This is a genomic window from Agrobacterium vitis, assembly GCF_037039395.1.
GTDB lineage: Bacteria > Pseudomonadota > Alphaproteobacteria > Rhizobiales > Rhizobiaceae > Allorhizobium > Allorhizobium vitis_E.
In genome coordinates, this window is the sequence record NZ_CP146242.1 from 3,244,828 (window position 1) to 3,269,386 (window position 24,559).

Here is a 24,559-nt window from a genome sequence, read left to right on the forward strand (position 1 = left end):
AAATGCAGCTGATTGTTTATTGATGTGTATTTTGGTTGTAAATTCATCTTGTGCTGGTGTATTATTTTGATTTATGGGAGCGCGACCCATTTAAATATCAAAATAGAATTAAATATAAATATTTAAGATGGGATGGGTGTTCGACATATAATAAAATTTAACATGAAATAGATGGGAATGTTATCCGATTGCCGGTTCAATATCTTGTCGGTAGCGCAATAACGTATTGGGGTATATTCGAATGAAAACAGCTTTCATCGCTTTTGCTGCCACCTTTGTGGCTAGCTCTGCCATGGCGGATGATCAGAGCGTAAATAGTGCTTATGCCATGTGCCGTGCTATGGATAATACAGGTCTTATGTCATCCCCTTGCCAAGTCAGCGGTTACGGGCAAACTGTAACAATTACCGTTGATATGAACGCAAGCGAAGCCCGCAATTTCTGTGCCGGGGCTGGTTCTCAAATGAGGAGCGTCGGGGCGCGTTTTGAAAATGGGTGGACGCTTCATATTAAGTCACCTTATAGTGGGGACAATACTATTGCTTATTGTGGGCTTTGAACAATGAAGATCACGATATTTCTATTTGCCCTGCTATGGGCTGGTAATGCAATGGCTGGAAGTTGGTATTCAAATGAACGAACAGTTGATCATGGCATCCGTACTGGAAAAACTCCGAGCGGCGCGGAATATCGTATTTTGCCGGACCATAGTGCCTCAATTGCCAAGAATGGCGAGATATGGCTGGTTAAATGCAAAATAGACATTATGAATGACGCAAAAAACTGCGCGATCTATGATGGGTTGGAACACATTGTCATTGATTTCAAGGCAATGAACAGGCCAGTCAGCATATGTGTTATAGGCCACAACTTTCCAGGCAGACACGCCTCAATCAGGGTCGATAAAAACAAGGCTGTTCAAACTGACGAAGATGGCTGCATCGGCGGCAGATACATCGTCCAGATGCTCAAAGGGCAGCAGTTTATTACGAGAAAAGTTGTATGGCCCTACGACAATTATGATGATGATTTTGTCTCATCTGAGTTAACGTTGTTGCCTGAGTCAATAGAACTGATGAAATACATTAAAAACCTCTGATAAATTTACAAAAAATTATACCGTGTCTTCCGTTTTCTTTGCAATATGGAGAATTACTTTCCTCTTTCATCGTTAAGCCCGCTCCACAAACCCGTCCAGCACCCGCTTTTGCCCCGCCCGGTCAAAATCGATCGTCAGCTTATTCCCCTCAACGACAGACACATTTCCATTGCCGAATTTGATGTGGAACACCCGGTCGCCAACTGTGAACTTTGACGGTTCATTGCTGGTGGATTTGGCGACCAACTGGCCGTCGATGGTTTGGCCGCGGGGGCCGCTTTCGCCGTAGCCGATGCGTTCGACGGCGTGGCCGGAGCGGCTGCCCCAGTTTTCGCGGGTGGCGTCGGTTTTGTTGGCCTGGGCGCGTTTCCAGCCGGGGGTGGAGTAGGAATTGGTGAAAGGTTCTTGCTTGTCGAAGCGGGACTGGCCGTAGCCGCCGCGTCCATAGCCGCCATAGCTGGTTTCCACCTCCGCCACTTCCACATGGGCGGGCGGCAGTTCATCGAGGAAGCGCGACGGCATGGTTGATTGCCAGAGGCCATGGATGCGCCGGTTGGAAACGAACCACAGGTGACAGCGGCGCTTGGCCCGCGTCAGGCCAACATAGGCCAGCCGCCGTTCTTCCTCCAGCGCGGCACGTCCGCCTTCGTCCAGGGCGCGCTGATGTGGAAACAGGCCTTCTTCCCAACCGGGCAGGAACACCGTTTCGAATTCCAGCCCCTTGGCGGAATGCAGCGTCATGATCGATACGGCGTCGAGATTTTCGTTGGTCTCGGCATCCATCACCAGCGAGACATGCTCCATGAAGCTGCGCATGCTCTCGAAGGCTTCCATCGAGCGGATCAGTTCCTTCAGGTTTTCCAGCCGCCCCGGTGCTTCCGCCGATTTGTCGTTCTGCCACATGGCCGTATAGCCGCTCTCGTCGAGGATCTGTTCGGCAAGCTCGGTATGCGGCGTGTTTTCCAGCAGATCCTGCCAGCGGCGGAAATCCGTCACTACGTCAAACAGCGCCTTGCGCGCCTTCGGCTTCAGCTCATCGGTATCGATAATCTCCGACGCCGCCGCCAGCATCGGAATATCTCGTGTGCGGGCATAGTCATGCAGGGTGCGCACCGTGGTGTCGCCCAACCCACGCTTCGGCGTGTTGACAATCCGCTCGAAGGCAAGGTCGTCGGCGGGCTGGCAGACCATGCGGAAATAGGCCATGGCATCGCGGATTTCCAACCGCTCGTAGAAGCGCGGACCGCCAATCACCCGGTAATTCAGCCCAAGCGTCACGAACCGATCTTCAAACTCGCGCATCTGGAAGGAGGCGCGCACCAGAATGGCCATGTCGTTGAGCTTATGCTGGTTGCGTTGCAGTTGCTCGATTTCCTCGCCAACTGCGCGGGCTTCCTCCTCCGAATCCCAGGCGGCATGCACCACGACTTTTTCATCGTTCGGATCGACCCGGTCGGTAAACAGCGTCTTGCCCAGACGCCCCTCGTTATGGGCAATCAGGAACCCGGCAGCGCCGAGAATATGCTCCGTCGAGCGGTAATTGCGCTCCAGCTTGATGACTTTCGCGCCCGGAAAATCCTTCTCGAAGCGCAGAATGTTGTCCACTTCGGCCCCACGCCAGCCGTAAATCGACTGATCGTCGTCACCAACGCAGCAGATGTTTACTGTGCCGTTTGTGACCTTGCCGTCAGCAGTCCTGCTGCTTGGCCGCTGCGCCAATAGCCGCAGCCACATATATTGCGCGGTGTTGGTGTCCTGATACTCATCGACAAGAATATAGCGAAACCGTTGATGGTAATCCTTCAGCACATCCGGATTGGCGCGGAACATGCGGATCGGGTGCAAAAGCAGATCGCCAAAATCGCAGGCATTCAGGCTTTTCAGCCGGGCCTGGTAGGCGGCGTAAAGCTCGCGGCCCTTACCATTGGCAAAGGCGCGGGCGTCGCCTTCGGGGATTTGTGCCGGGTCGAGGCCCTTGTTTTTCCAGCCGTCGATCATTCCGGCAAACATCTTGGCGGGCCAGCGCTTGTCATCCAGCCCTTCGGCCTGGATGATCTGCTTGATCAGCCGCACCACGTCATCGGTATCGAGAATGGTGAAATCGGAGGTCAGGCCGACCAGTTCGGCATGGCGGCGCAAGAGCTTGACGCCGATGGAGTGGAACGTGCCGAGCCAGGGCATGCCCTCGACAGCGCCGCCGACCAGAACGCCGACGCGCTCCTTCATCTCACGGGCCGCCTTGTTGGTGAAGGTCACCGCAAGGATCTGGCTTGGAAAAGCGCGGCCAGTGGCCAGAATATGGGCGATACGGGTGGTCAAAACCCGCGTCTTGCCGGTGCCGGCACCCGCCAGTACCAGAACGGGACCGTCAAGGGTTTCAACCGCTTCGCGCTGTTCCGGGTTGAGGCCGGAGAGATAATCCGGGTTGCGGTTCTGGTCGCGCGCGGCCATGGCACGCGCCGCTATGCCCAATCCGCCGCCAGCTTTGGCGCTCGCTATAGGGCTGCCTTCCTGCTGCTGCGCAGGCGCATCCGTGGCTTTCGCTCCCTTTGCGGAGGTCCGGGGTGCAGGCTCTTCGTCGAAGAAGGGAATATCGTCAAAACCGTTGCTCATGCCCTTCAATGTAGTGATTCTACCTCGAAAGGCCAGTGAAAACGTTCTTGTTTCATTCCAATCCCGGCAAAGCGCAATCCAAATTCTGGAAAATCAGACAGAAAAGCCTGGCGAAGATCGCTCCCTCAAAAGCTGGGGGTGGAGGTCGAGGCAACGCGTGGACGCCTGAGGTCAATCTCTTTCAATCACAGGCGCGTGAGAAGACTTGCTGCGCGGATTCCTGTCACGAAAGCTTCATGGAAGCGACTTAGGCCAATTCCAGTGTCGCTCGAAAAGCCGCTGGGGCTTTAAGAGATTGCTCGACGAACACGGGGATTATTCCGATGACTTTCATGAAAAAGATCGCCACGGGTGCGGCGCTTGCCGCCTTTTCGGTCGCCTTTACCGGTGCGGCTTTTGCCGCCGATATTTCCGGTGCCGGTTCCAGCTTCATCTACCCTGTGTTTTCCAAATGGGGTGAGGCTTACAAGGCCAAGACTGGCATCAGCCTGAACTATCAGTCCATCGGTTCCGGCGGCGGCATCAAGCAGGTCGAAGCCAAGACCGTGACCTTTGGCGCCACCGACAAGCCGTTGAGTGACGAGGAACTCACCAAGAACGGTCTGACCCAGTTTCCGATGGTGATGGGCGGCATCGTGCCGATGTACAATATCGAAGGCGTCAAGCCGGGCGAATTGGTGCTGGACGGCAAGGCGCTCGAAGCCATCTACATGGGCACGATCACCAAGTGGAACGACCCGGCGATTGTAGCCCTCAACAAGGGCGTCAAGCTGCCCGACCAGGCCATCGTTGTCGTGCATCGCGCCGACGGTTCCGGCACCACCTTCAACTTCACCGATTACCTCAGCAAGGTTTCCGCCGAGTGGAAGAGCAAGATCGGCTCCGACACCGCTGTCGAATGGCCGGTTGGTATCGGTGCCAAGGGGTCTGAAGGCGTTGCCAACACGGTCAAGCAGACGGCTGGCGCCATCGGCTATAACGAATATGCCTATGTGATCCAGAACAAGCTTGGCTATGCCAAGATGAAGAACGACGCCGGCAAGGTGGTCGAGCCTTCGCTGGACAGCTTTGCTGCTGCGGCTGCCAATGCCGATTGGGCCGGCGCCAAGAATTTCAACGTCGTCATCACCAATCAGCCCGGCGAAAAGAGCTGGCCGATTGCCGCTTCCACCTGGGTGCTGATCCATAAGGACCCTGTCGACAAGGACGCCACCGAAGCCGCGCTGAAGTTCTTCGCCTGGGCCTATAAGGATGGCACCGGTGAAGCCAAGGCGCTGGAATATGTCGCTATTCCGAAGCCGGTGGTGAAGCTGATCGAAAATTCCTGGGACAGCATCCAGAAGGACGGCAAGCCGGTCTTCAAGGCGATGTAATTGCCACTCGTCTTTCTTCTACAACAACAGCGGACGGTCATCGCCCGCTGTTTGCATATCTAAAACACTGCGCTGCCTTGTCCCTTCGGAAAGCCCTGCATGACCGCCATCCACCCACCGACCATCAGCGAGGACGAAGCCAGGTCCACTGCCGCCAGGCGGGTGCGCTTTGCCGATGCAGTGTTCATCCGCGCCACCTGGCTTTGCGCCATGCTGGTTATGGTCGCATTGCTCGGGGTATTCCTGTCGCTGCTGATCGAATCTCTGCCCACCTGGCGGGAATTCGGCCTATCCTTCCTGTGGAACGAACGCTGGAGCCCGGCCAAGGACATTTACGGGGCCGCCGCACCGATTTACGGCACGTTGATTACCTCGGTTATCGGCCTGGTGATTGGCGTTCCCGTCAGCTTCGGCATCGCTATTTTTCTGACTGAAATGTGTCCGCCGCTGCTGCAACGGCCCATCGGCACGGCCATCGAGCTTCTGGCGGGCATTCCCAGCATCATTTACGGGCTCTGGGGCTTCTTCGTACTGGCGCCGATCATGCAATCCGTGGTGCAGCCAGCGCTGATCGCCACCTTCGGCCATGTGCCTGTTATCGGCCTGCTGTTCAGCGGCGCACCTTATGGCATCGGCCTTTTGACGGCGGGGATCGTGCTGGCAATTATGGTTATTCCGTTCATCACCTCCGTCACCCGCGACGTGTTCGGCACCGTGCCGGTGCTACTCAGGGAATCGGCCTATGGCATGGGCATGACCACCTGGGAAGTCGTCTTCCACATCATCATTCCCTATACGCGGCGCGGCTTGATTGGCGGCGTCATGCTGGGTCTTGGCCGGGCCCTGGGCGAAACCATGGCTGTGACCTTTGTGATCGGCAATTCACATCGGATCGCCACCTCGCTGCTGTCGCCCGCCACGACGATTTCCGCTTCGATTGCCAATGAGTTTTCCGAGGCGACGTCGGATCTCTATACCTCCAGTCTGGTGGCGCTCGGTCTCATCCTGTTCTTCATTACCTTTGCAGTGCTGGCGCTTGCCAAGTGGCTGATCGGGCGCAGCGAAAGTTTTTGAGGCCAGCCGATGTCGATTGTTTCCCGCCGCTATCTCGTCAACCGCATCGCCCTTGGCCTGTCGCTGGCCTCGGCCATTCTTGGTCTCGCCGTTCTGGCGGCAATCCTCTGGACGCTGTTCAGCAATGGTCTGCAAGCGATCACGCTCGACCTCTTCACCAAGATGACACCGCCGCCGGGTTCCGATGGCGGTCTTGCCAATGCCATCTACGGCTCTTTCATGATGACGCTGCTGGCAACCGTGGTGGCAACGCCTGTTGGTATCCTGGCCGGCACCTATCTTGCAGAATACGGGCGCGGCACGAAGCTTGGCATGGTGGCGATCTTCGTCAACGATATCCTGCTGGCGGCTCCGTCCATCGTCATCGGCCTGTTTGTTTATACGCTGCTGGTCGTGCCGTTCCGGCATTTCTCCGGCTATGCCGGAGCCGCCTCGCTGGCGTTGATTGCTATTCCGGTCATCAACCGCACCACGCAGGATATGCTGGCACTGGTGCCGGATGCGATGCGTGAGGCGGCGGCGGCGCTTGGCGCGCCGCGCTGGAAAATCATGACCTCGGTGATCTGGCGCAGCGCCCGCTCCGGCATGTTGACCGGCGTGCTGCTGGCTGTCGCCCGGATCAGCGGCGAGACGGCGCCTTTGCTGTTTACCGCCCTCAACAATCAATACTGGACCGCCGATCTCAGCCAGCCGATTGCCAATCTGCCTGTGGTGATCTTCCAGTTCGCCATGAGCCCCTATGAGGATTGGCAGCGGCTGGCCTGGGGCGGGGCGTTGCTGATCACGGTGACGATCCTGGTTTTGAATATCGTCGCACGAAGCCTGTCGGCGGGGTTATTGTTCGGAAAGAAGGAAAGATAGATGCAAATGTCTGACACGGGTACCAGGAAGCCCCTGATGCGCGCACCTCTGCAAGCCTTCAATCCATCCGATATTGGTCGCCCCATCAAGGTCGAGGCCAAGCAGCTGTCGTTTTATTACCAGAATGGCTACCAGGCGATCAAAAATGTCGATCTTGGCCTGCGTGACCGTACGGTCACCGCCTTTATCGGCCCGTCCGGCTGTGGGAAATCGACCCTGCTGCGGATTTTCAACCGGATGTACGATCTCTATCCGGGGCAGAAGGTGACGGGCGAGGTTTTGCTCGACGGACGCGATATTCTCAACCCATCAGAAGACCTGAACCGGCTGCGGGCCAAGATCGGCATGGTCTTTCAAAAGCCGACGCCGTTTCCGATGTCGATCTACGAGAATATCGCTTTCGGCATCCGCCTGTATGAAAAGCTTTCCAAGCCGGATATGGATAATCGCGTTGAAGCAGCGCTTCAGGAAGCCGCTCTCTGGGGTGAGGTGAAGGACAAGCTGCACCAGAGCGGGCTTGGTCTTTCCGGGGGCCAGCAGCAGCGCCTGTGCATTGCCCGCGCCATTGCCGTCAAACCGTCCGTGCTGCTGCTGGATGAGCCTGCCTCGGCGCTCGATCCAATTTCGACCAGCAAGCTGGAAGAATTGATCGAAACCCTGCGGTCCACCTATTGCATCGCCATCGTCACCCATAATCTGCATCAGGCGGCGCGCATCTCGCAATATACCGCCTTCATGTATCTGGGCGAACTGGTGGAATTTGACCGCACCGAAGTGATTTTCAGCGCCCCTGGCGACCAGCGTACCAGCGATTATGTGACTGGTCGGTTCGGCTGATCGTTTGGGGATGACACTCACAGGATATTGGCAATTCCTGCCGCAATGACTGGACAAGCCTGTCTGGTCTGGCCATACCTGCAACCAATTGAAAAAATGGTTAGAGTTTGTCAGGGAAAAGTGGAATCCGGTTTTCCCGAAAAAACAAACGAAACGAGAGAATCGAGAGTCTGTTTGGTTCAATCTGAACCTGACAGATTCTCGTGATGCAGGGAGACGGGCATGAGCAGGAAGGATGTCGTGGCGGGAATGCGCAACGAGGATGGGATCGCAACCGTTCTAGGCCTGCTCAAGCAGTCCTTCGGCGAGCGGTTCCAGACCGGGCAATCCTTCCGGGAGCAACATGCCCACACCACCACCTATCTGCCGGCGCAATTGCCCGATGGGGTGGTTTTCGTCGAAAGCGCCGAGGATGTGAAGACCGTTGTGCGGACCTGCGCCCAGCATAAGGTGCCGATGGTGCCGTTCGGCGTGGGCTCTTCGCTGGAGGGGCAGGTCAATGCGGCGCATGGCGGTATTTCCATCGACTTCACCCGGATGGACAAGGTTCTTGAGGTCAATGCCGAGGATCTCGACTGCACCGTCCAGCCCGGCGTAACGCGCGAGGCGCTGAACACCTATCTGCGCGATACCGGCCTGTTCTTCCCCATCGATCCCGGCGCCAATGCCTCCATCGGCGGCATGGCCTCGACAAGGGCTTCCGGCACCAATGCGGTGCGCTATGGCACGATGAAGGACAATGTCATGGCATTGACGGTGGTGACCGCCAATGGCGAAGAGATTCGCACCGCGCACCGCGCCCGAAAATCTTCGGCGGGCTATGACCTGACACGGCTGTTCGTCGGTGCCGAAGGCACGCTCGGCGTGATCACCTCGATCACCCTCAAACTCCAGGGCATCCCGGAAAAGATCGGCGGCGGGGTCTGCGCCTTTGCTGACGTCAAATCGGCCTGCGACGCCGTGATCATGACCATTCAGATGGGCATTCCAGTGGCGCGGATCGAGTTGCTCGACGCTATGCAGGTCCGGGCCTGCAATGCCTATTCCAACCTCAGCCTGCCGGAAAGGCCGACGCTGTTTCTCGAGTTTCATGGCACGGAGCAGACGGTGGCCTTGCAGGCGGAGCAATTTGCCGCCATCGCCGAGGAGTATGGCGCCGAAGATCTGCGTTTCACCTCCGATCCGCAGGAGCGCGCCCAACTGTGGAAAGCACGTCATAACGCCTATTGGGCTGGCCGGGCGCTGGCCCCGGAACTGGCGGGCTTGTCCACCGATGTCTGCGTGCCGATCTCCAAACTGGCGGAATGCGTGGCGGAAACCCAGGCCGATATTGCTGAGACCGGACTTTTAGCGCCCATCGTCGGCCATGTCGGCGATGGTAATTTCCATCTGCTGATCCTGTTCGACGACAAGGATGTTGAGAATGTCGATAAGGTAGAGGCGTTCATGGCGCGGCTGAACGAGCGGGCACTGGCCATGGATGGCACCTGCACCGGCGAACATGGGGTTGGCCAGGGCAAGATGTCCTATCTGGAAGCAGAGCTTGGCGGAGCGCTCGACGTGATGCGGCAGGTAAAGCGTGGACTGGACCCCGACAATCTGTTTAATCCGGGCAAGATCTTCCGGCTTTGATCCGCAGGCTTAAAGCCGTTACGATAATGAGTAAGCCGTTATGATAACGGGCATGAAACAACAATATGAAACAACATAGGGAGTCGCAGTGCTAGGCAGACTGTTCATCGCGTTTGGCGGATTGGTCGTGGTGGCGCTGTTTGCCGCGCTTCTGGCGCCGCTTTTCGTCAACTGGACGGATTTCCGCAAGGATTTCGAGGATCAGGCCAGCCGTCTTCTCGGTAAAAAGGTGGTGGTCCACGGCGCTGTCGAGGCGCGTATCCTGCCGTTTCCGTCGATCACGATGAATGACGTCACGGTCGGGCCGGGCACCGATGGCAAGACGCTGGCGCATGTGGCGCGGTTTTCCATGGATGCCGAGCTTGCGCCGTTTCTGTCAGGCGAGGCGCGGATTTTCGCCATGCGGATCGAGCAGCCGAATGTGCGGCTGAGATTGTTGCCGGACGGTTCGCTGGACTGGTTGCAGGGCAGCCAGCCAAGTCTGCCGGGTCGCAATGTCGTGCTGGAAAAAGTGACGGTCGTTGATGGTGCTCTGACCCTGGTCGATCAGCAGACAGGTCGCACCCGCCAGGTCAGCGGGCTCAATGCCGATATGACGGCCCGCTCGCTGGCTGGTCCCTGGACGGTGTTGGGGCAGGGGGTGCTGGATGGCCAGTCCGGCAATTTCTCGCTGTCCAGCCTGCAACCGGACCCGGCCAAGGGGGCGGTGCCGGTGAAAATCCATATCGCGCCTGATGCAACGCCCGTCGATATCGACCTGTCCGGCGATCTCGCGCTTGTTGACAAGCGCCCGACATTGCAGGGAAGTTTCCTGGCGGCCTTGCGCGCCAATGCCGAGGACGGTCAGGTCAGCGCACCGATGGGCAATCCGGTGCTGCCGCCGCGCATCAAGGGCAAGTTCGAACTGGCCAATGATCGGGTGCGGATTCCGGAATACCGGATGGAAATCGGCGCCAGCGACCAGCCCTACATCATCACCGGCGAGGCGACGCTGGATAGCGGCAAGGCGCCGGAATTTCTGCTGACAGCCGAGGGCCAGCAGATCGACGTCGATAAGCTGACGCCCACCTTGCCCAAGGGCAAGACCGGCCGGCAGATGCAGAATTCCGCCCGCCAGCGTATCCAGTCGCTGATAGCGCTGGCAGACCGCATACCCATTCCTGCCATGCCGGGCCGCGCCAGCCTGAAACTGCCGGCGATTGTCGCAGGCGATACCGTTATCCGGGATATTACCCTGGATCTGCGGCCTGCCGGAACCGGTTGGCAGGTGGACAAGGCGGTTGCCACCCTGCCGGGCCGCACCCAGGCGGAAGCCGCGGGACGGCTGCAACTGAAAGGTCAGGCCTCCTTCAACGGTTCGCTGCTGGTGGCCTCCAGCCAGCCTTCCGGGCTGGCTTCCTGGCTGTCGGGCGATGTCGATCCGGCCATCCGGCAATTGCGCACGGCGGGCTTTTCCGCCAACGTCAACCTGACCTCCGACCTGCAACGGTTCGAAAAGCTGGAACTGGCGATCGGGCCAGCCAGCCTGCATGGCCGTCTTGAGCGGCAATCGGCTGATGGCGTTATGCCCAGCCTGTCCTTTGATCTCTCGGGCAATGCCTTCGACTTCGATGCAACGAAGGCGCTGGCCTCGCTGGTGTCTGGTGATGCCAGCGACGATGCGCTGCTGAGCCACCAGATCGCAGGGAACATCAAGGTCGATGCCTTTTCGGCATTCGGCATCACGGCTCGCGATGTGGACGGGCTGTTTACCTACAAGGATGGCGGGTTTTCGGTGCGCAAGCTGGATATCGGCAATCTTGCCGGCGCCAGTATCAAGGCCACGGGCGAAGCCACCGGCTCGCTTGCGGATTATAGCGGCAAGGCGCAGGTCATGCTGCATGCCAGCGACATCAGCGGATTTCTGGCGATGTTGCATCAGCAATTGCCGCAGCACCCGCTGCTGGCCCGGCTGGCTCCCAGCGGGCAATGGTATTCCGATGCCGACATCGTGGTAAATACCCGTTTCGGGGATGCTCAGTATGGCGGCTTGCAGGTCGATCTACAGGGCAAGGCCAATGGCACGGCGGTCGATGCCACCTATCGGCAGGACAGCCTGTTTGATGTGTTCGACGACTCTGAAAAGAGCTTTTCGCTGACCGCTGCCAATGGAGAGCCTTCGGCGCTGCTGGGTCAGCTTGGTCTTGATCCGCTGCCGGTGCCGATGGATGGCGGTGCGAAACTGACCCTGCAGTTGAAACAGCAGGGCACCGCGCCAGCACAAGGCCAGATGTCGCTGACATCTGGGGCGACCCGGCTTGGGGTGAGCGGCACCGTCAATCTCGGTGCGGACCTGTTCTTGCAGGGCAAGGGCAAAGTGGAGCTGGCCAGCGACGATATTGCCCCATTGCTGATCATGAATGCAGTCAGTCTTCCTGGTATCGACACCGGTCTGCCGATGTCCCTGACCAGCGAAATCGAGCGGCAGGGCGACAACAAGACGCAATTGCGCGATATCAAAGGCGCGGTTGCGGGCGACGGTTTGTCCGGCACGCTGGTGCTGGAGCCGACCGCTTCCGCAGTTAAAATCGGCGGTGCTGTTGTCCTGGATACGCTTGATCTCGAGTGGTTGGCATCGACCGTGATCGGCCCGGTCAAGGACCCCGCATCCGATACATTGTCGGCGGTAAAGGTGCAGACGCCCGTCTGGGGTGACATGCAGATGGACATCGCCCTCAAGTCTGGCACACTCGATCTTGGCCCGCTGCCCGCTGCCCGTGATGTTGCAGCACGCCTGACGCTGGTGGATGGCGGCATGGCGCTGGAGGATCTGTCCGGCACGCTGTTCGGCGGTGCTCTGTCCGGGCGCATGTCGCTCGCCAATAACCAGGGCACGGCTTTCCTGCGCAGCAGAGTGTCCCTTGCCAATGCCGACCTGGGTAAGATCTGGCCTGACAGCGGCTTGTCCGGTCAAGCCAGGCTGCAAGTGATGGCGGAAGGCAGCGGTAGCAGCGCCCAAGGCCTGCTTGGATCGGTCAACGGTTCCGGCCAGGTCGATCTCTCAGCCTTGACTATCCCGGATCTGGACCTCTCCAGCTTTCCGGCACTCTCGGCGGCTTTTGGGGGGGCGACCAGTGAGGTAACGCCGGAGCAGGTCTCCGCAGCGCTGACACCCCTGCTGGCCCGCGCGCCAGCCCGGCTGGGCGACGTGACCATGCCGTTTACGCTGAGTGACGGTAAAGCCCGGATGCAGGGCGTCAAAGTCCCTGCCAAGGATGCCGCTATCGAGACGCAGGCCGTCGTGACGGTCGCCTCCGGTGACGTCGATGCCAATGTCCAGATCGCCTTCGATCCGGCTACGGCAGTCTCTACGCCCGGGGAGGCTGGTGTAGTGCAGACGGGTGTTGAGCAGGCAACGGCGGGAGATGCCGCGCCGACCGTCCACCTGCTGCTGAATGGTCCGCTTGCTGCGCCCAAGCGGCAGCTGGATGTCCGCGAAATGGCAAGCTACCTGTCGCTCCAGGCATTTGAGCGTGAGCGCCGACGGGTGGAAACATTGCAAGCGGCTGTGCTGGAAAAGCAAAGGCTGCGGCGTGAAGTGGCCTATTATACCGCCCTTGCAGCGGAGCGTGCGGCGGCGCAGGCCAAGGCTGCGGCGGTAGCCGATGCCGCGGCACGGGCTGCGGAGGCGGCGGCGAGAGCGGCGGATCGTGGTGCTGGCAATGCTGCGCCATCAACACCGCGCGATGGGCCGAATAACGGTTTTAAACTGGAGTTGCAGGATTTGCCCGGGGTGCAATAATTTACGTGCAATAACGGGAGTGCATAACGGCAGCTTACCGACTGATGACTTTGCTGCGCGCACCCTTGCGGCCTTATGAACTTGCCACCTGGCGAAAAGACAAAAAAGTACCGCTATGCCATCATGGCAGAGCGGTGCTGCGTCTCGATAGAGATCGATCAGAAAATTTCAGAGGAAGGCTTCGCGCTGGCCAAACGGAGGCATCGCGCCGCCACCCATGTTACCGCCACCGAAATTCGGGAACTTGCCTTCAAAGCCTTCGAAACCTTCAGGTGCGGAACCTTCGGCGGAGGTCGATGTCTCGGAAGAGGTGCTGGTGGATGATGCTGTTGTGCTGGTCGATGCTGTCGCGTCGGTGGTGGTCTGCTCTTCGCTTGGCTTCTGCATGCGGCCCATAGGCGGCATCATCGGCATGGACATCTGGGAAGAAACTGCGCTTGCCATATTTGAAATCCTTTTCAAATGAAATTAGCGCTGTTGGAGGGGGCGTATCGGGTGGAGAAATTCTGCACCATTCCCGGGCGTCCTGCAGCTTTCAGCGCAGCCTGACCATAGTAGTCGTTCCCTAATGAAACGTTATTCAGCATAACCTTTATCCGAGATGTCGGTCGGATTAACATAACTTTACTTCATAGGCCCCTGAAACGGACCAGCTTGGCTAACCAGGCAGTAAATTGGAATACGACAGGCCTTTTGGTGGGGCATATAAAATGCCCAAATTGTCTCTTTGGCGAATCACTGGCCCATTTACGGGGAAGCGCATTTCAATGCGAATCGGAACCTGCCTGTTTGAGCCATTCCAGCACATAGAGCCGCAGAGCCGACGAGAGATTGCAATCAGCCGGGCGTTTGCCGTCAATATCGGCAATCAATGCAGCAATCGGGACATTGCGGCTTTCGGCAATCGCCCGAATTTCCTGCCAGAAGGCATCTTCCAGGGAAAAACTGGTGCGATGGCCATGGAGGGAAATAGAATGTTTGCGGATCAGCGGCATAGAGTGCGCCATTCAAGGAACATCATAAGGCAAGCAAGTGGCTTGGCAGGTCCGCATCCTCGCTTGAAAATGCTGGCTTGGACAATGCTGGCTGGCGCAATAGGACCAAAAGCTGCTCTCAGCCCGGCTCGTCCGGCGCAGGATTGGCTGGTTTCGGCTCCAGCTTTGAATTGTCGAGAGCAGCGCGGGCCTTGTCGTTCAGTGCGCTGGTCAGGTTTTTCTCAGCATTGCTTCGCCCGAAACTCACGCGGTTCTGGTCCGCGATCTTTTCCTTTTCGGTGCGCGCTTTGGCTTTCCTGACCTGACGCAGATTAACGACTTCGCCCGACATGCGCTGCTTTCCTTGGCTGTCCCGCCTTACTGCTTCTTTCGAAACGCATCCAGGGAGACAACGGAGCCTTCCTTCTTTTCGCCTTCCGGCTTGTCGGCGGCGCCATCCTCGGCTTTTTCCGATTCGGCGGCCAGCGGATAGGCGGTGATTTCGGCAGAGTTTTCGTCTTCTTCCACCTGCGGCACGTCGAATTCCAGTTCGAAATTCACCGAAGGATCGTAGAAGCCGCGAATGGCGTTGAAAGGAATGACCAGTTTTTCCGGCGTGTCGGAGAAGGACAGGCCCACTTCAAACAGGCTATCGGTGACCTTGAGGTCCCAGAACTGGTGCTGGATGACGATGGTCATCTGCTCGGCATATTTGGCCTTGAGGTGCTGGGAGATGCGCACACCCGGAGCGCCCGTCAGGAAGGTGATGAAAAAGTGATGTTCGCCCGGCAGCCGGCCCGTTGCGGCGACTTCGGTCAGCACCTTGCGGATAACGCCGCGCAATGCGTCCTGAGCCAGAATGTCGTAACGGATGTGGTCCTGCCCCATATGGTCCTGTCTTTCTTCTGCGTCCGGTCATGTGCATCACGAATGATGCGCGGGTCTGTTGTTTATAAGCCATGCAAGGCTTTGGCGCAAAGCCCGATTCCGCATCTATCTATATCACTATAAATCAAACTCAAGGGCGAGGGTAGGGGCGAGGGCAGGGCCATGACAGGACACAGCGGTTGCTGGATGCGCAAGGAGCATCAGATGGCAGGCCATTCCGCCCGCTGTCAAAGCACGGGCTGTGGCAAGCGATATGAAAGGAGGGAGAAAGTGGAGGTTTCTGTTGCCAGGTACCTCCGAACCCCGCCTTACGGTGCTACCCGTAAGGACTTAGTTTGGGTTTCTGGCACCGCGATTAAGCAGCGACAGCGTAACCCTGAGCGTTGTTGTCATTTGCAACTACACTTGTGACCCGATGACGGTGGTATCATGCCGAGCAAAAGTTCGATCTTTACGCCCTTGTCGATCCTATTTCGCCCCCATCAAAAGCCGGTCACAAAGACCGACCGGTTTTTGGTGGAGGCGCCGGGTACCGCCCCCGGGTCCAATAGGTTTATTTCACCGACCGTTTATTGCCATAGCCGATGCAAGCACCGGCAAGGGGGATATAGGTGTTTTCCACGCGGATGAAAAGACCGGCGCCTGCTGAATTTAACGGGTTCGTGACAAATGCGGATAATACCCTTGGAAATGCTGGGATATGACGGTGTTCGATGCTGTTTCGACTTTCTCTGACAGTGGTTTCAGAGGTAAAGCTTGTTTCAAACGACAAACGGCAGGCACCGACCATGAAGCAATATCTCGATCTCCTGCAGCATGTGATGGAAAACGGCTCCGACCGTGGCGATCGCACCGGCACCGGCACGCGCTCGGTGTTTGGATATCAGATGCGGTTTGATCTGGCGGAGGGCTTCCCGGTCCTGACCACCAAGAAGCTGCATCTGCGCTCGATCATCCATGAACTCCTGTGGTTTTTGAAGGGCGATACCAATATCGCCTATCTGAAGGAAAACGGCGTTTCCATCTGGGACGAGTGGGCCGATGAAAATGGCGATCTCGGACCGGTCTATGGTGCGCAGTGGCGCTCCTGGCCAAAGCCCGACGGTGGCCATATCGACCAGATCGCCAATCTCGTCGAGAGCATCAAGACCAACCCCAATTCCCGTCGCCATATCGTCTCAGCCTGGAACCCGGCCGAGGTGGACGACATGGCGTTGCCGCCCTGTCATTGCCTGTTCCAGTTCTATGTGGCCGATGGCAGGCTCTCCTGCCAGCTTTACCAGCGCTCCGCCGATATTTTCCTCGGTGTGCCCTTCAATATCGCCTCCTATGCGCTGCTGACCATGATGGTGGCGCAGGTGACGGGGCTGAAGCCGGGCGATTTCATTCATACGCTGGGGGATGCGCATCTCTACGCCAATCACTTTGAGCAGGCACAGCTGCAATTGAGCCGGCAGCCGAAACCCTTGCCGGTGATGCGGATCAATCCAGACGTCAAGGATGTTTTCGGCTTTACTTTCGAGGACTTCAGCCTGGAAAACTATAGTGCCGATCCTGTCATCAAGGCGCCGATTGCCGTGTGATACCACGTCTCTGACATGCTCACGCTTCCTCGCCTTGAAGGCATTGCAAATATCTCAAATGCAGAAAATGTATGAGATGTTTGCAAAGGGAATACCAACTGCCATTTTCAATGGCCCTTCGTGTGATACAATTTTTCGGTGTTGGTCACGACAATGTTACCGAGAATTTCAGTGACAGAATGCCGCAGCTGTGGTTTCGCTCTTTCATCGTTTCTTCCTAAAAAGGTTTAGGTTTCATGATCTTCACTCGACTGAGCCCTTGGGCTCCGACCGTCCTCAGCATCCTGCGCATTATTGCGGGCCTGCTGTTTCTTGAACATGGCATGAGCAAGCTTCTGGGCTTTCCGCCCTCGGATATGAACCCGGCTGTGATGTCGCTGCCCTGGATCGCCGGTTGCATCGAACTGGTTGGCGGTGCGCTGATCACCATCGGCCTGTTCACGCGCCCAGCCGCCTTCATCGCGTCGGGCATGTGCGCTTTTGCCTATTTCCTCGTGCATGCCCAGATGGGCTTTTACCCGATGAACAATCACGGCGAGCCGGCTATCCTGTTCTGCTTCGTGTTTTTCTACATCGTCTTTGCTGGCCCTGGCCCGCTCAGCGTCGATGCGGCGATGCGCAAGGAATAGTCTGCCTGTAAGGAATGGGTTTCGGGCCGCCGTCCTGGTGACGGCGGCTTTTTTATGGACGTTTACGGTGGCTTGTGACACCACTCCGCCCGGTAAAAGAAGAAAGCAGATCATGCCGAAAATCTCCATTGTCGTTGCCGTCTCAAACAACGGCGTGATCGGTCGCAATGGCGACATGCCCTGGAAGCTGAGCACCGATCTGAAGCGGTTCAAGGCGCTGACGCTTGGCAAGCCGCTGGTGATGGGCCGCAAGACTTTCGAGAGTTTCGGTTCCCGGCCGCTTCCCGGCCGCCCGCATGTGATCGTCAGCCGTCATGCCGATATCGCCATGCCCTCGGTGGAAACCGTGCGCAGCCTTGAGGCGGGGCTTGAGCGCGCAGGGCAGATCGCCGGAGATTTGGGGGTCGAGGAGGTCTGCGTGATTGGCGGGGGTGAAATCTACCGGCAGGCTTTGCCGCTGGCTGATATCCTGCATGTCACCCATGTGGAGACGGAGATTGCCGATGGCGATACGGTTTTTCCGGCAATCGATCCGTCACAGTTTGAAAAACTGCATGAAGAGGCCGTGGCGGCGGGCGAACGCGACAGTTTCGCGACGCGCTACACGATCTATCGGCGAAAACCGGCTTTATAACCGTTTATTTCCATAGAAATCGAAGAAGTTAGGGCCTTTTCGTTGAAAGGGGCCGCTGCGATCCCTATAACGGGATTAATCCGGGTGGATGCCTTTTTGATGGCGCCGTTGCGGGCCTTTGCACAACAGTTATGGACTGAAATAGTCTTTGGCGTGGATTGTGCAGGAGACTAGAGGTTTTGCAGCGTTGTGCCGGGTTTACGAGCTCCATGGCGCTGTTGGGAGCATTCTCAGAAAAAGAGGTTTTGATGCCTTGGAGTAATCAGAACGGCGGCGGCCCGTGGGGCGGCGGCGGTGGTAATAACAATAATGGAGGACCGTGGGGTCAGGGACCGAACCGGCCTCGCGGCAATGGCGGCGGTGGCAAGCAGCCGCCGGATTTGGAAGACATTATCAAGCGCGGACAGGATCAGTTCAAGAACCTGGTTCCCGGTGGTCTGGGCGGAGGCATGGGCCTGATCGTCGTGCTCGCCGTGGCCGGTCTCTGGTTGACCCAGGCCGTCTATACCGTGCAGCCGGATGAGCGCGGCGTGGAAATGCGTTTCGGCAAGCCGAAGGACGAAATTTCCGCCCCCGGTCTGCATTTCCATCTCTGGCCGTTTGAAACGGTGGAGAAGGTCAAGGTTACCGAACAGCAACAGAATATCGGTGCCAAGGTTGCCTCCAATTCCACGGCTGGCCTGATGCTGACCGGTGACCAGAATATCGTCAACGTGCAGTTTTCCGTGTTGTACACGGTCAGCGATCCGAAGGCCTATCTGTTCAATCTCGAAAGCCCGCCGCAGACTTTGCAGCAGGTGGCGGAGAGCGCCATGCGCGAAGTCGTCGGACGTCGCCCGGCCCAGGAAATTTTCCGTGATGCCCGTCAGTCTATCTCTGTCGACGTGCGTAACATAATCCAAGGCACGATGGACAACTACGGTTCCGGCATTTCCATCAATTCGGTGGCTATCGAGGATGCGGCGCCGCCGCGCGAAGTCGCCGATGCGTTCGATGAAGTGCAGCGTGCCGAGCAGGACGAGGACCGCTTCGTTGAGGAAGCCAACCAATATTCCAACCAGAAGCTTGGTCAGGCCCGTGGTCAGTCCGCGCAGATGCGGGAAGAGGCTGCTGCCTACAAGGATCGCGTCGTGAAGGAAGCCGAGGGTGAGGCGCAGCGCTTCATCTCGATCTACGACCAGTATACCAAGGCGCCGGACGTGACCCGCACGCGGCTTTACATTGAAACCATGGAGCAGGTCCTGAAGAAATCCAACAAGGTGATCGTCGATGAGCAGGGCCAGGGTGTCGTTCCCTATCTGCCGTTGAACGAAATCGGCCGCATGGGCACCCAGCCAGCACAGGGAGGCAAGTAAGATGACCAATCGTCTTCCTGCCGTGCTGATCGGCTTAGCCATCGTGCTTCTGCTGATCTACTCTTCGGTTTTCGTCATCAACCAGCGCCAGCAGGCCGTCGTCGTGCGCTTCGGCCAGATCAAGGCGGTTTATAGCGAGCCTGGCCTTTACTTCAAAATGCCCTTCGCCTTTGCTGGCGCCGACAAGGTGCAGATCATTTCGGATCAGTCCCTGCGATTTGATCTCGACAATATCCGTGTCCAGGTTTCCGGCGGCAAGTTGTATGAGGTCGATGCCTTCCTGATCTACAAGATCACCGATGCCCGCCGCTTTATCGGGATCGTTTCGGGTGGTGATCGCGATCTGGCGGAAGCACGGCTTCGCACCCGTCTCGATGCATCCTTGCGTCGGGTCTACGGTCTGCGCGGCTTTGAGGCCGCCCTGTCGGACGCCCGTTCGCAGATGATGCAGGAGGTTGCCGACGATCTGAAATCGGATGCGGAAAACCTTGGTATCACCATTGAGGACGTGCGCATTCGCCGCACCGACTTGACCCAGGAGATTTCGCAACAGACCTATGCCCGGATGCGTTCCGAGCGTCTGGCCGAAGCCGAACTGATCCGGGCGCGTGGTAATGAAGAAGGCCAGCGTCGCCGGGCCATCGCCGACCGTCAGGTTGTCGAGTTGCAGGCGGATGCGCAGCGCGATTCGGAAATCCTGCGCGGTCAGGGTGATGCTGAACGCAACCGGGTGTTCGCGGATGCCTATCAGCGCGATCCGTCCTTCTTCGAATTCTACCGTTCTATGGCAGCCTATGAGGCATCGCTCGGCACGACCGGGACGTCCATGGTGCTGTCGCCGAATTCGGAATTCTTCAAGTTCTTCCGTTCGCAGGCTGGAACTGGGGCCACAACGCCCGCAGCACCTGCCGCCAACTGATCGGCATAACTTCAAAGTCAAAAGGGGCCGGGTCATTCCGGCCCCTTTTTTCGTACTTGGTTTTCAAAAATCTCAGGCGTTTCCTGCATTTGAGATTGCCGAAATCCTTCGAAACAACGATGCCTGAGGATTTTCAGGACCTGATATTAAGCGGAACTCCGCGCCATGACGCCGCCCTATACTCAAGATAGCGTGAACAAACCCGGCAAGGCGGTTTCGGTTTGTAGCCATGCGTCCTATGATCGGTCGGATGCGAGCAGGAATGAAACTCACGATGAGGAAGCTTATGATCAAGTGTTGCGGACCGGCCACCCGCCTTCTGACCTCTGTTGTCGTCGGGGGCATGGTCAGCTTTGGGCCTGTGGCCGCGAGCACGGCAGCCTTCGCGCAGGTCAAGACCGCAGCGCCGATTCCCCCGTCGCCGCCTGCTTCCGGCCCTGGTGCATCCGCAACACCTGGACCCGCGCAGGGCGGCCCGGCACCCGTCGCCGATCTTGCCGAGGGGCTTCTCGGTGCGGTGGTCAATATCGCTACATCGCAGAATGTCGATGATGACGAGTCTGCGCCGCTGCCACAGGTGCCAAAAGGGTCGCCTTTTGAGGATCTGTTTGAGGATTTCTACAAGAATCGCGAGGGCAAGGGCAGCAACCATAAGGTCAATTCGCTCGGCTCCGGCTTTGTCATCGATCCCGCTGGCTATATCGTTACCAACAACCATGTCATCGAGAATGCCGATGATATCGAAGTGATTTTCTCCGATGGTTCGAAATTGCAGGCCAAGCTGATCGGTACCGACACCAAAACCGATCTTTCGCTGTTGAAGGTCGAGCCGACCGAGCCGCTGAAGGCGGTCAAATTTGGCGATTCGAAAGTGATGCGGATCGGCGATTGGGTGATGGCAATCGGCAATCCCTTCGGGCTTGGCGGATCGGTGACGCTCGGCATCGTTTCGGCCCGGGGCCGCAATATCAATGCTGGTCCCTATGACAATTTCATTCAAACCGATGCGGCGATCAACAAGGGCAATTCCGGTGGCCCGTTGTTCAACATGCATGGCGAAGTGATCGGCATCAATACCGCGATCATTTCGCCGAGTGGAGGCTCCATCGGTATTGGTTTTGCCGTGCCATCGGAACTGGCCGAAAACGTCATCAAGCAGCTTCGCGACTTTGGCGAGACACGGCGCGGCTGGCTGGGCGTGCGCATTCAGCCGGTGCCGGATGATCTTGCCAAGCCGGCAGGAATTAAACTGGGCCGGGGCGCGCTGGTCTCCAGCATTATTGAAGGCGGTCCGGTGGCCAAGGGTCCGCTCAAAACCGGTGATGTGATCATTTCCTTCGGCGGCAAGGATATTGCCGAAAGCCGCGATCTGGTTCGCACGGTGGCGGAAAGCCCCATCGATCAGGATATCGATGTCGTGGTGTTTCGTGACGGCAAAAGGGAAACACTGAAAGTGAAGCTGGCGCAATTGCCTGACGACAAGGCGACGGAAGCCAAGGACAGCGAACAGGCAGATCCGAAGGCCAGCGACAGCGAAGACACGGATGAAGCGGCCAGCGGCATGGTGCTTGGCATGAGCGTCGAGGCGCTGGACGATGAGAAGCGAGCCGCCAATTCGATTGCCAAGAGCGTCGAGGGCTTGCTGATAACAGATGTGCAGCAGGGCTCCGCCGCTGACCAGAAGGGCTTGAAAGTCGGTGAAGTGATCGTGGAAGTGGCGCAGGAATTCGTCGCCACACCCGAGGCCATGGCCGAGAAGATCGACAAGCTGAAATCCGATGGTCGGCGTGCCATTCACCTGATGGTGGCGACGCCGCAGGGTGATCTGCGCTTCGTAGCCGTGCCGCTGGAATAAGGCGGCCGTCGATTTGCGGAATCGATTCAAATGACTATGGCGGCGGGTTCACAGTTTGAATCCGCTGCTTCAAGTGATTTGTTGAGAAGCCCAACGCTGCTTTGTCATCCGGTAAAGCACATGTGGTTTCAGGTGCGGATGGGTGTCCGGGACACGCGGATGGTCGAAATCGCCGTTCAGATCCCGGACCATTCCCAGCCGCTGCATGACGGCGGTGGAGCGGTGGTTGGTGGCGACCGCAAAGGAGACGATTTCGTTCAAGCCTTTGACCTCGAAACCGTAACCGAGAAGACCGCGTGCGGCTTCCGTCGCATAGCCATGGCCCCAGAAGCGGGTGGCGAGACGCCAGCCGATTTCTATCGTGCCTTCAGCCAGAATGTCCGGCATCATCGCGTCCGACAATCCGCAAAAGCCGATGGGCTCCTGAGTTTCCTTTAGTTCCAGCGCGTAAAAACAGAATCCGGTCTCATCGATCAGTGTGTTGACGCGGTCCATCATCAGGTCCGCTTCTTCATAGGTGCGACGAAAGGGGAAGAACTGCATGACTTTTGGGTCGGCATTGATTTCCCGAAACAGATTGCGGTCGCTATCTTTCCATCGGCGCAGGAGCAGCCGGTCGGTTTCGAGGATAATCATCGGCTCAACTCATCGAGTCATGAAATCGGTTTTGCGGTAGCCCTGAAGATAAAGCAATGCCGTCAAATCACCATGGTCAATGCGAATTTTCGCCTGGGCCGCCACCGTGGGCTTGGCATGCAGCGCTACGCCCGAACCGGCGACGCCGAGCATGCCAAGATCATTGGCACCGTCGCCGACGGCTATCGTGTCATCGGGCGAAATCCCGAGACAGTTGGCGATATCCAGCAATACGTCCACCTTGGCCTGTTTGCCGAGGATGGGTTCGGCGACTTCGCCGGTTAATACTCCATCCTGTTCCAGCAGGATATTGGCGCGGTTTTCGTCAAAGCCCAGGATCGCGGCGATTTTCGAGGTGAAGACGGTAAACCCGCCTGAGACCAGCGCGGTATAATAGCCCTTGGCCTTCATGGTGGCGATCAGTTCCAGCCCGCCGGGGGTGAGCGTGATCCGCTTGGCGATCACCTCATCGACCACGCGGCTGGGCAGGCCTTTCAGCAGAGCGACACGTTCGCGCAGCGCCGGTTCGAAGGCGATTTCGCCATTCATGGCGCGGGCGGTGATCTGCGAGACCTCGTCCTTCAGGCCGACTTCGGCGGCCAGTTCATCAATGCATTCCTGGCCGATCATCGTCGAATCCATATCGGCAATCAGGAAGGCCTTGCGGCGTGTGTCGGCCTGTTGGATGGCGAGATCAATGGGGTGACCTGCTATCACCTTGCGCAAGGTCTCTTCCGTAACGTCAAGATCGCTGCCATCTTTCAGCGCGATATCGCAAGCTATGCCATCTGCCAACCAATAGAGGCCGGAGGCCGAAACCGCTTCTGCGGCTTGCTCGGCAAGGGCCGGGGTCAGAACAGGATTTGACGGATTGGCAATAAGCGTGGCAACGAAAGCCATGATGAACAACCTTGATGACAATTTTGATGGCATCCTGATAACCGGACCGACCGCCAGCGGCAAGTCCGCGTTGGCGCTTAGGCTTGCGGCCGAGGCAGGTGGCGTGGTGATCAATGCCGACAGCATGCAGGTCTATGACACGCTGCTTGTGGTGACCGCACGTCCGAGCGAAGAGGATATGCAGGGCGTGCCGCATCGCCTCTACGGTCACGTGGCGGCGGGTGCTGCCTATTCGACCGGCGACTGGCTGCGCGACGTGACTGTGTTGCTGCAAGATCTGCGGGTGCAAAACCGGTTGCCGGTGATCGTCGGAGGCACGGGATTGTATTTCAAGGCGCTGACCGGCGGCTTGTCCGACATGCCCGCCATACCCGAGGCGGTGCGCGCGGCCCTGCGCCAGCGTGAAAGACTGGAAGGGGCGGAAAGCCTGCATCACGACCTGACTCTGCGTGATCCCGCCGTTGCGGCAAGGCTCGACCCTCGCGATGGCCAACGGATCATCCGGGCGCTGGAGGTGCTTGAGGTCACCGGCCAGTCGATTTCTGTCTTTCAAACCCGCTCCGGGCCAATAATCATCGATCCGCAACGGGCCAGAAAACTGGTCGTCCTGCCGGATCGCGCCGTTTTGCATGAGCGGATCAACCGGCGCTTCGCGACGATGATGGACGAAGGCGCGGTGGAAGAGGTCGAGGCACTGCTGCGCCAGAATTTAGCGCCAGACATGCCCGCCATGAAGGCCATCGGCGTCTCCCAGATCGCCGCCATGCTGAAGGGTGAGATGAGCCGGGAGGATGTTATCGAAAAAGCCAGTGCAGCTACCCGGCAATATGCCAAGCGCCAAATGACCTGGTTTCGCAACCAGATGGATGAGAGTTGGGAAAGGGTCGATCCTGCCGCGAGCCATTCAGGCTGAGGT

22 protein-coding genes and 1 other RNA gene are annotated in these 24,559 nt (G+C 58.0%); 15 read left to right on the plus strand and 8 right to left on the minus strand.

Annotated features, from left to right (window positions below):
* Nucleotides 1-241: 241 nt before the first annotated feature.
* Together V6582_RS17500 and V6582_RS17505 are read left to right on the plus strand one after the other, a co-directional pair.
* Entirely contained in the window at nucleotides 242-559 is a 318-nt protein-coding gene (locus V6582_RS17500) for a hypothetical protein (protein ID WP_156634734.1), read from the plus strand.
* A gap of 3 nt (nucleotides 560-562) precedes the next feature.
* Entirely contained in the window at nucleotides 563-1,099 is a 537-nt protein-coding gene (locus tag V6582_RS17505; RefSeq protein ID WP_156634735.1) for a hypothetical protein, read from the plus strand.
* 72 nt (nucleotides 1,100-1,171) lie between these two features.
* On the opposite strand, the gene V6582_RS17510 is transcribed toward V6582_RS17505, so the two are convergent.
* A complete protein-coding gene (locus tag V6582_RS17510; RefSeq protein WP_156634736.1) occupies nucleotides 1,172-3,712 on the minus strand; it encodes an ATP-dependent helicase in 2,541 nt (846 codons plus the stop codon).
* A gap of 323 nt (nucleotides 3,713-4,035) precedes the next feature.
* Between V6582_RS17510 and pstS the strand changes: the two genes are divergently transcribed.
* The 6 genes from pstS (at nucleotide 4,036) to V6582_RS17540 (ending at nucleotide 13,270) form a co-directional block, all read left to right on the plus strand.
* Nucleotides 4,036-5,085: a phosphate ABC transporter substrate-binding protein PstS gene (gene pstS / locus V6582_RS17515; protein WP_156634737.1), complete on the plus strand. Its 1,050-nt coding sequence runs from the start codon at nucleotides 4,036-4,038 to the stop codon at nucleotides 5,083-5,085.
* 99 nt (nucleotides 5,086-5,184) lie between these two features.
* The gene (gene pstC / locus V6582_RS17520; protein ID WP_156634738.1) at nucleotides 5,185-6,159 is read left to right on the plus strand and encodes a phosphate ABC transporter permease subunit PstC; all 975 of its coding nucleotides are present in this window, start codon (nucleotides 5,185-5,187) and stop codon (nucleotides 6,157-6,159) included.
* A 9-nt stretch (nucleotides 6,160-6,168) separates the two neighbouring features.
* The gene (gene pstA, locus V6582_RS17525; RefSeq protein ID WP_156634739.1) at nucleotides 6,169-7,020 is read left to right on the plus strand and encodes a phosphate ABC transporter permease PstA; all 852 of its coding nucleotides are present in this window, start codon (nucleotides 6,169-6,171) and stop codon (nucleotides 7,018-7,020) included.
* A 36-nt stretch (nucleotides 7,021-7,056) separates the two neighbouring features.
* On the plus strand, nucleotides 7,057-7,857 hold the full coding sequence (pstB, locus tag V6582_RS17530; protein WP_071584905.1) for a phosphate ABC transporter ATP-binding protein PstB: 801 nt from the start codon (nucleotides 7,057-7,059) through the stop codon (nucleotides 7,855-7,857).
* Nucleotides 7,858-8,079: 222 nt separating this feature from the next.
* Nucleotides 8,080-9,489, plus strand: coding sequence for an FAD-binding oxidoreductase (locus tag V6582_RS17535; protein ID WP_156634740.1), 1,410 nt, complete (start codon nucleotides 8,080-8,082; stop codon nucleotides 9,487-9,489).
* An 88-nt stretch (nucleotides 9,490-9,577) separates the two neighbouring features.
* Entirely contained in the window at nucleotides 9,578-13,270 is a 3,693-nt protein-coding gene (locus tag V6582_RS17540) for an AsmA family protein (protein ID WP_156634741.1), read from the plus strand.
* Nucleotides 13,271-13,438: 168 nt separating this feature from the next.
* Here the strand turns inward: V6582_RS17540 and V6582_RS17545 are convergent, their stop codons facing one another.
* The 5 genes from V6582_RS17545 to ssrA all read right to left on the minus strand — a co-directional run bounded on the left by V6582_RS17545 (nucleotide 13,439) and on the right by ssrA (nucleotide 15,769).
* Entirely contained in the window at nucleotides 13,439-13,714 is a 276-nt protein-coding gene (locus V6582_RS17545; protein WP_156634742.1) for a hypothetical protein, read from the minus strand.
* Nucleotides 13,715-14,034: 320 nt separating this feature from the next.
* Nucleotides 14,035-14,259: a ribbon-helix-helix domain-containing protein gene (locus tag V6582_RS17550; protein ID WP_156634748.1), complete on the minus strand. Its 225-nt coding sequence runs from the start codon at nucleotides 14,257-14,259 to the stop codon at nucleotides 14,035-14,037.
* Nucleotides 14,260-14,383: 124 nt separating this feature from the next.
* Nucleotides 14,384-14,596 (minus strand): DUF4169 family protein, encoded by a 213-nt coding sequence (locus tag V6582_RS17555; protein WP_156634743.1) that lies wholly within the window; start codon nucleotides 14,594-14,596, stop codon nucleotides 14,384-14,386.
* A 26-nt stretch (nucleotides 14,597-14,622) separates the two neighbouring features.
* A complete protein-coding gene (locus V6582_RS17560) occupies nucleotides 14,623-15,132 on the minus strand; it encodes an SspB family protein (RefSeq protein ID WP_156634744.1) in 510 nt (169 codons plus the stop codon).
* A 269-nt stretch (nucleotides 15,133-15,401) separates the two neighbouring features.
* Nucleotides 15,402-15,769: a transfer-messenger RNA gene (gene ssrA, locus V6582_RS17565) on the minus strand.
* A 151-nt stretch (nucleotides 15,770-15,920) separates the two neighbouring features.
* On the opposite strand from ssrA, the gene V6582_RS17570 reads away from it, so the two are divergent.
* From V6582_RS17570 to V6582_RS17595, 6 genes are all read left to right on the plus strand, one after another.
* Nucleotides 15,921-16,715, plus strand: coding sequence for a thymidylate synthase (locus V6582_RS17570; RefSeq protein WP_156634745.1), 795 nt, complete (start codon nucleotides 15,921-15,923; stop codon nucleotides 16,713-16,715).
* A 236-nt stretch (nucleotides 16,716-16,951) separates the two neighbouring features.
* Nucleotides 16,952-17,344, plus strand: coding sequence for a DoxX family protein (locus V6582_RS17575; RefSeq protein ID WP_015916452.1), 393 nt, complete (start codon nucleotides 16,952-16,954; stop codon nucleotides 17,342-17,344).
* A gap of 112 nt (nucleotides 17,345-17,456) precedes the next feature.
* Nucleotides 17,457-17,978 carry a dihydrofolate reductase gene (locus V6582_RS17580; RefSeq protein ID WP_156634746.1) on the plus strand — a complete coding sequence of 174 codons (522 nt, stop codon included), beginning with the start codon at nucleotides 17,457-17,459 and terminating at the stop codon, nucleotides 17,976-17,978.
* 248 nt (nucleotides 17,979-18,226) lie between these two features.
* Complete coding sequence (gene hflK, locus V6582_RS17585) at nucleotides 18,227-19,333, plus strand: FtsH protease activity modulator HflK (protein WP_156634747.1); 1,107 nt, start codon at nucleotides 18,227-18,229, stop codon at nucleotides 19,331-19,333.
* 1 nt (nucleotide 19,334) lies between these two features.
* Nucleotides 19,335-20,252, plus strand: a complete 918-nt coding sequence (gene hflC, locus V6582_RS17590) for a protease modulator HflC (protein WP_349508894.1) — start codon at nucleotides 19,335-19,337, stop codon at nucleotides 20,250-20,252.
* Between the two features lie 286 nt (nucleotides 20,253-20,538).
* Nucleotides 20,539-22,107 (plus strand): Do family serine endopeptidase, encoded by a 1,569-nt coding sequence (locus tag V6582_RS17595; RefSeq protein WP_234889563.1) that lies wholly within the window; start codon nucleotides 20,539-20,541, stop codon nucleotides 22,105-22,107.
* A gap of 69 nt (nucleotides 22,108-22,176) precedes the next feature.
* On the opposite strand, the gene V6582_RS17600 is transcribed toward V6582_RS17595, so the two are convergent.
* Together V6582_RS17600 and serB are read right to left on the minus strand one after the other, a co-directional pair.
* A complete protein-coding gene (locus tag V6582_RS17600; RefSeq protein WP_156630449.1) occupies nucleotides 22,177-22,743 on the minus strand; it encodes a GNAT family N-acetyltransferase in 567 nt (188 codons plus the stop codon).
* A 9-nt stretch (nucleotides 22,744-22,752) separates the two neighbouring features.
* Nucleotides 22,753-23,643, minus strand: coding sequence for a phosphoserine phosphatase SerB (gene serB / locus V6582_RS17605; RefSeq protein WP_156630450.1), 891 nt, complete (start codon nucleotides 23,641-23,643; stop codon nucleotides 22,753-22,755).
* Here serB and miaA point away from each other — a divergent pair.
* On the plus strand, nucleotides 23,642-24,556 hold the full coding sequence (gene miaA, locus V6582_RS17610) for a tRNA (adenosine(37)-N6)-dimethylallyltransferase MiaA (protein ID WP_156630451.1): 915 nt from the start codon (nucleotides 23,642-23,644) through the stop codon (nucleotides 24,554-24,556). The two genes, serB and miaA, sit on opposite strands and share 2 nt — an antisense overlap.
* Nucleotides 24,557-24,559: the final 3 nt, after the last annotated feature.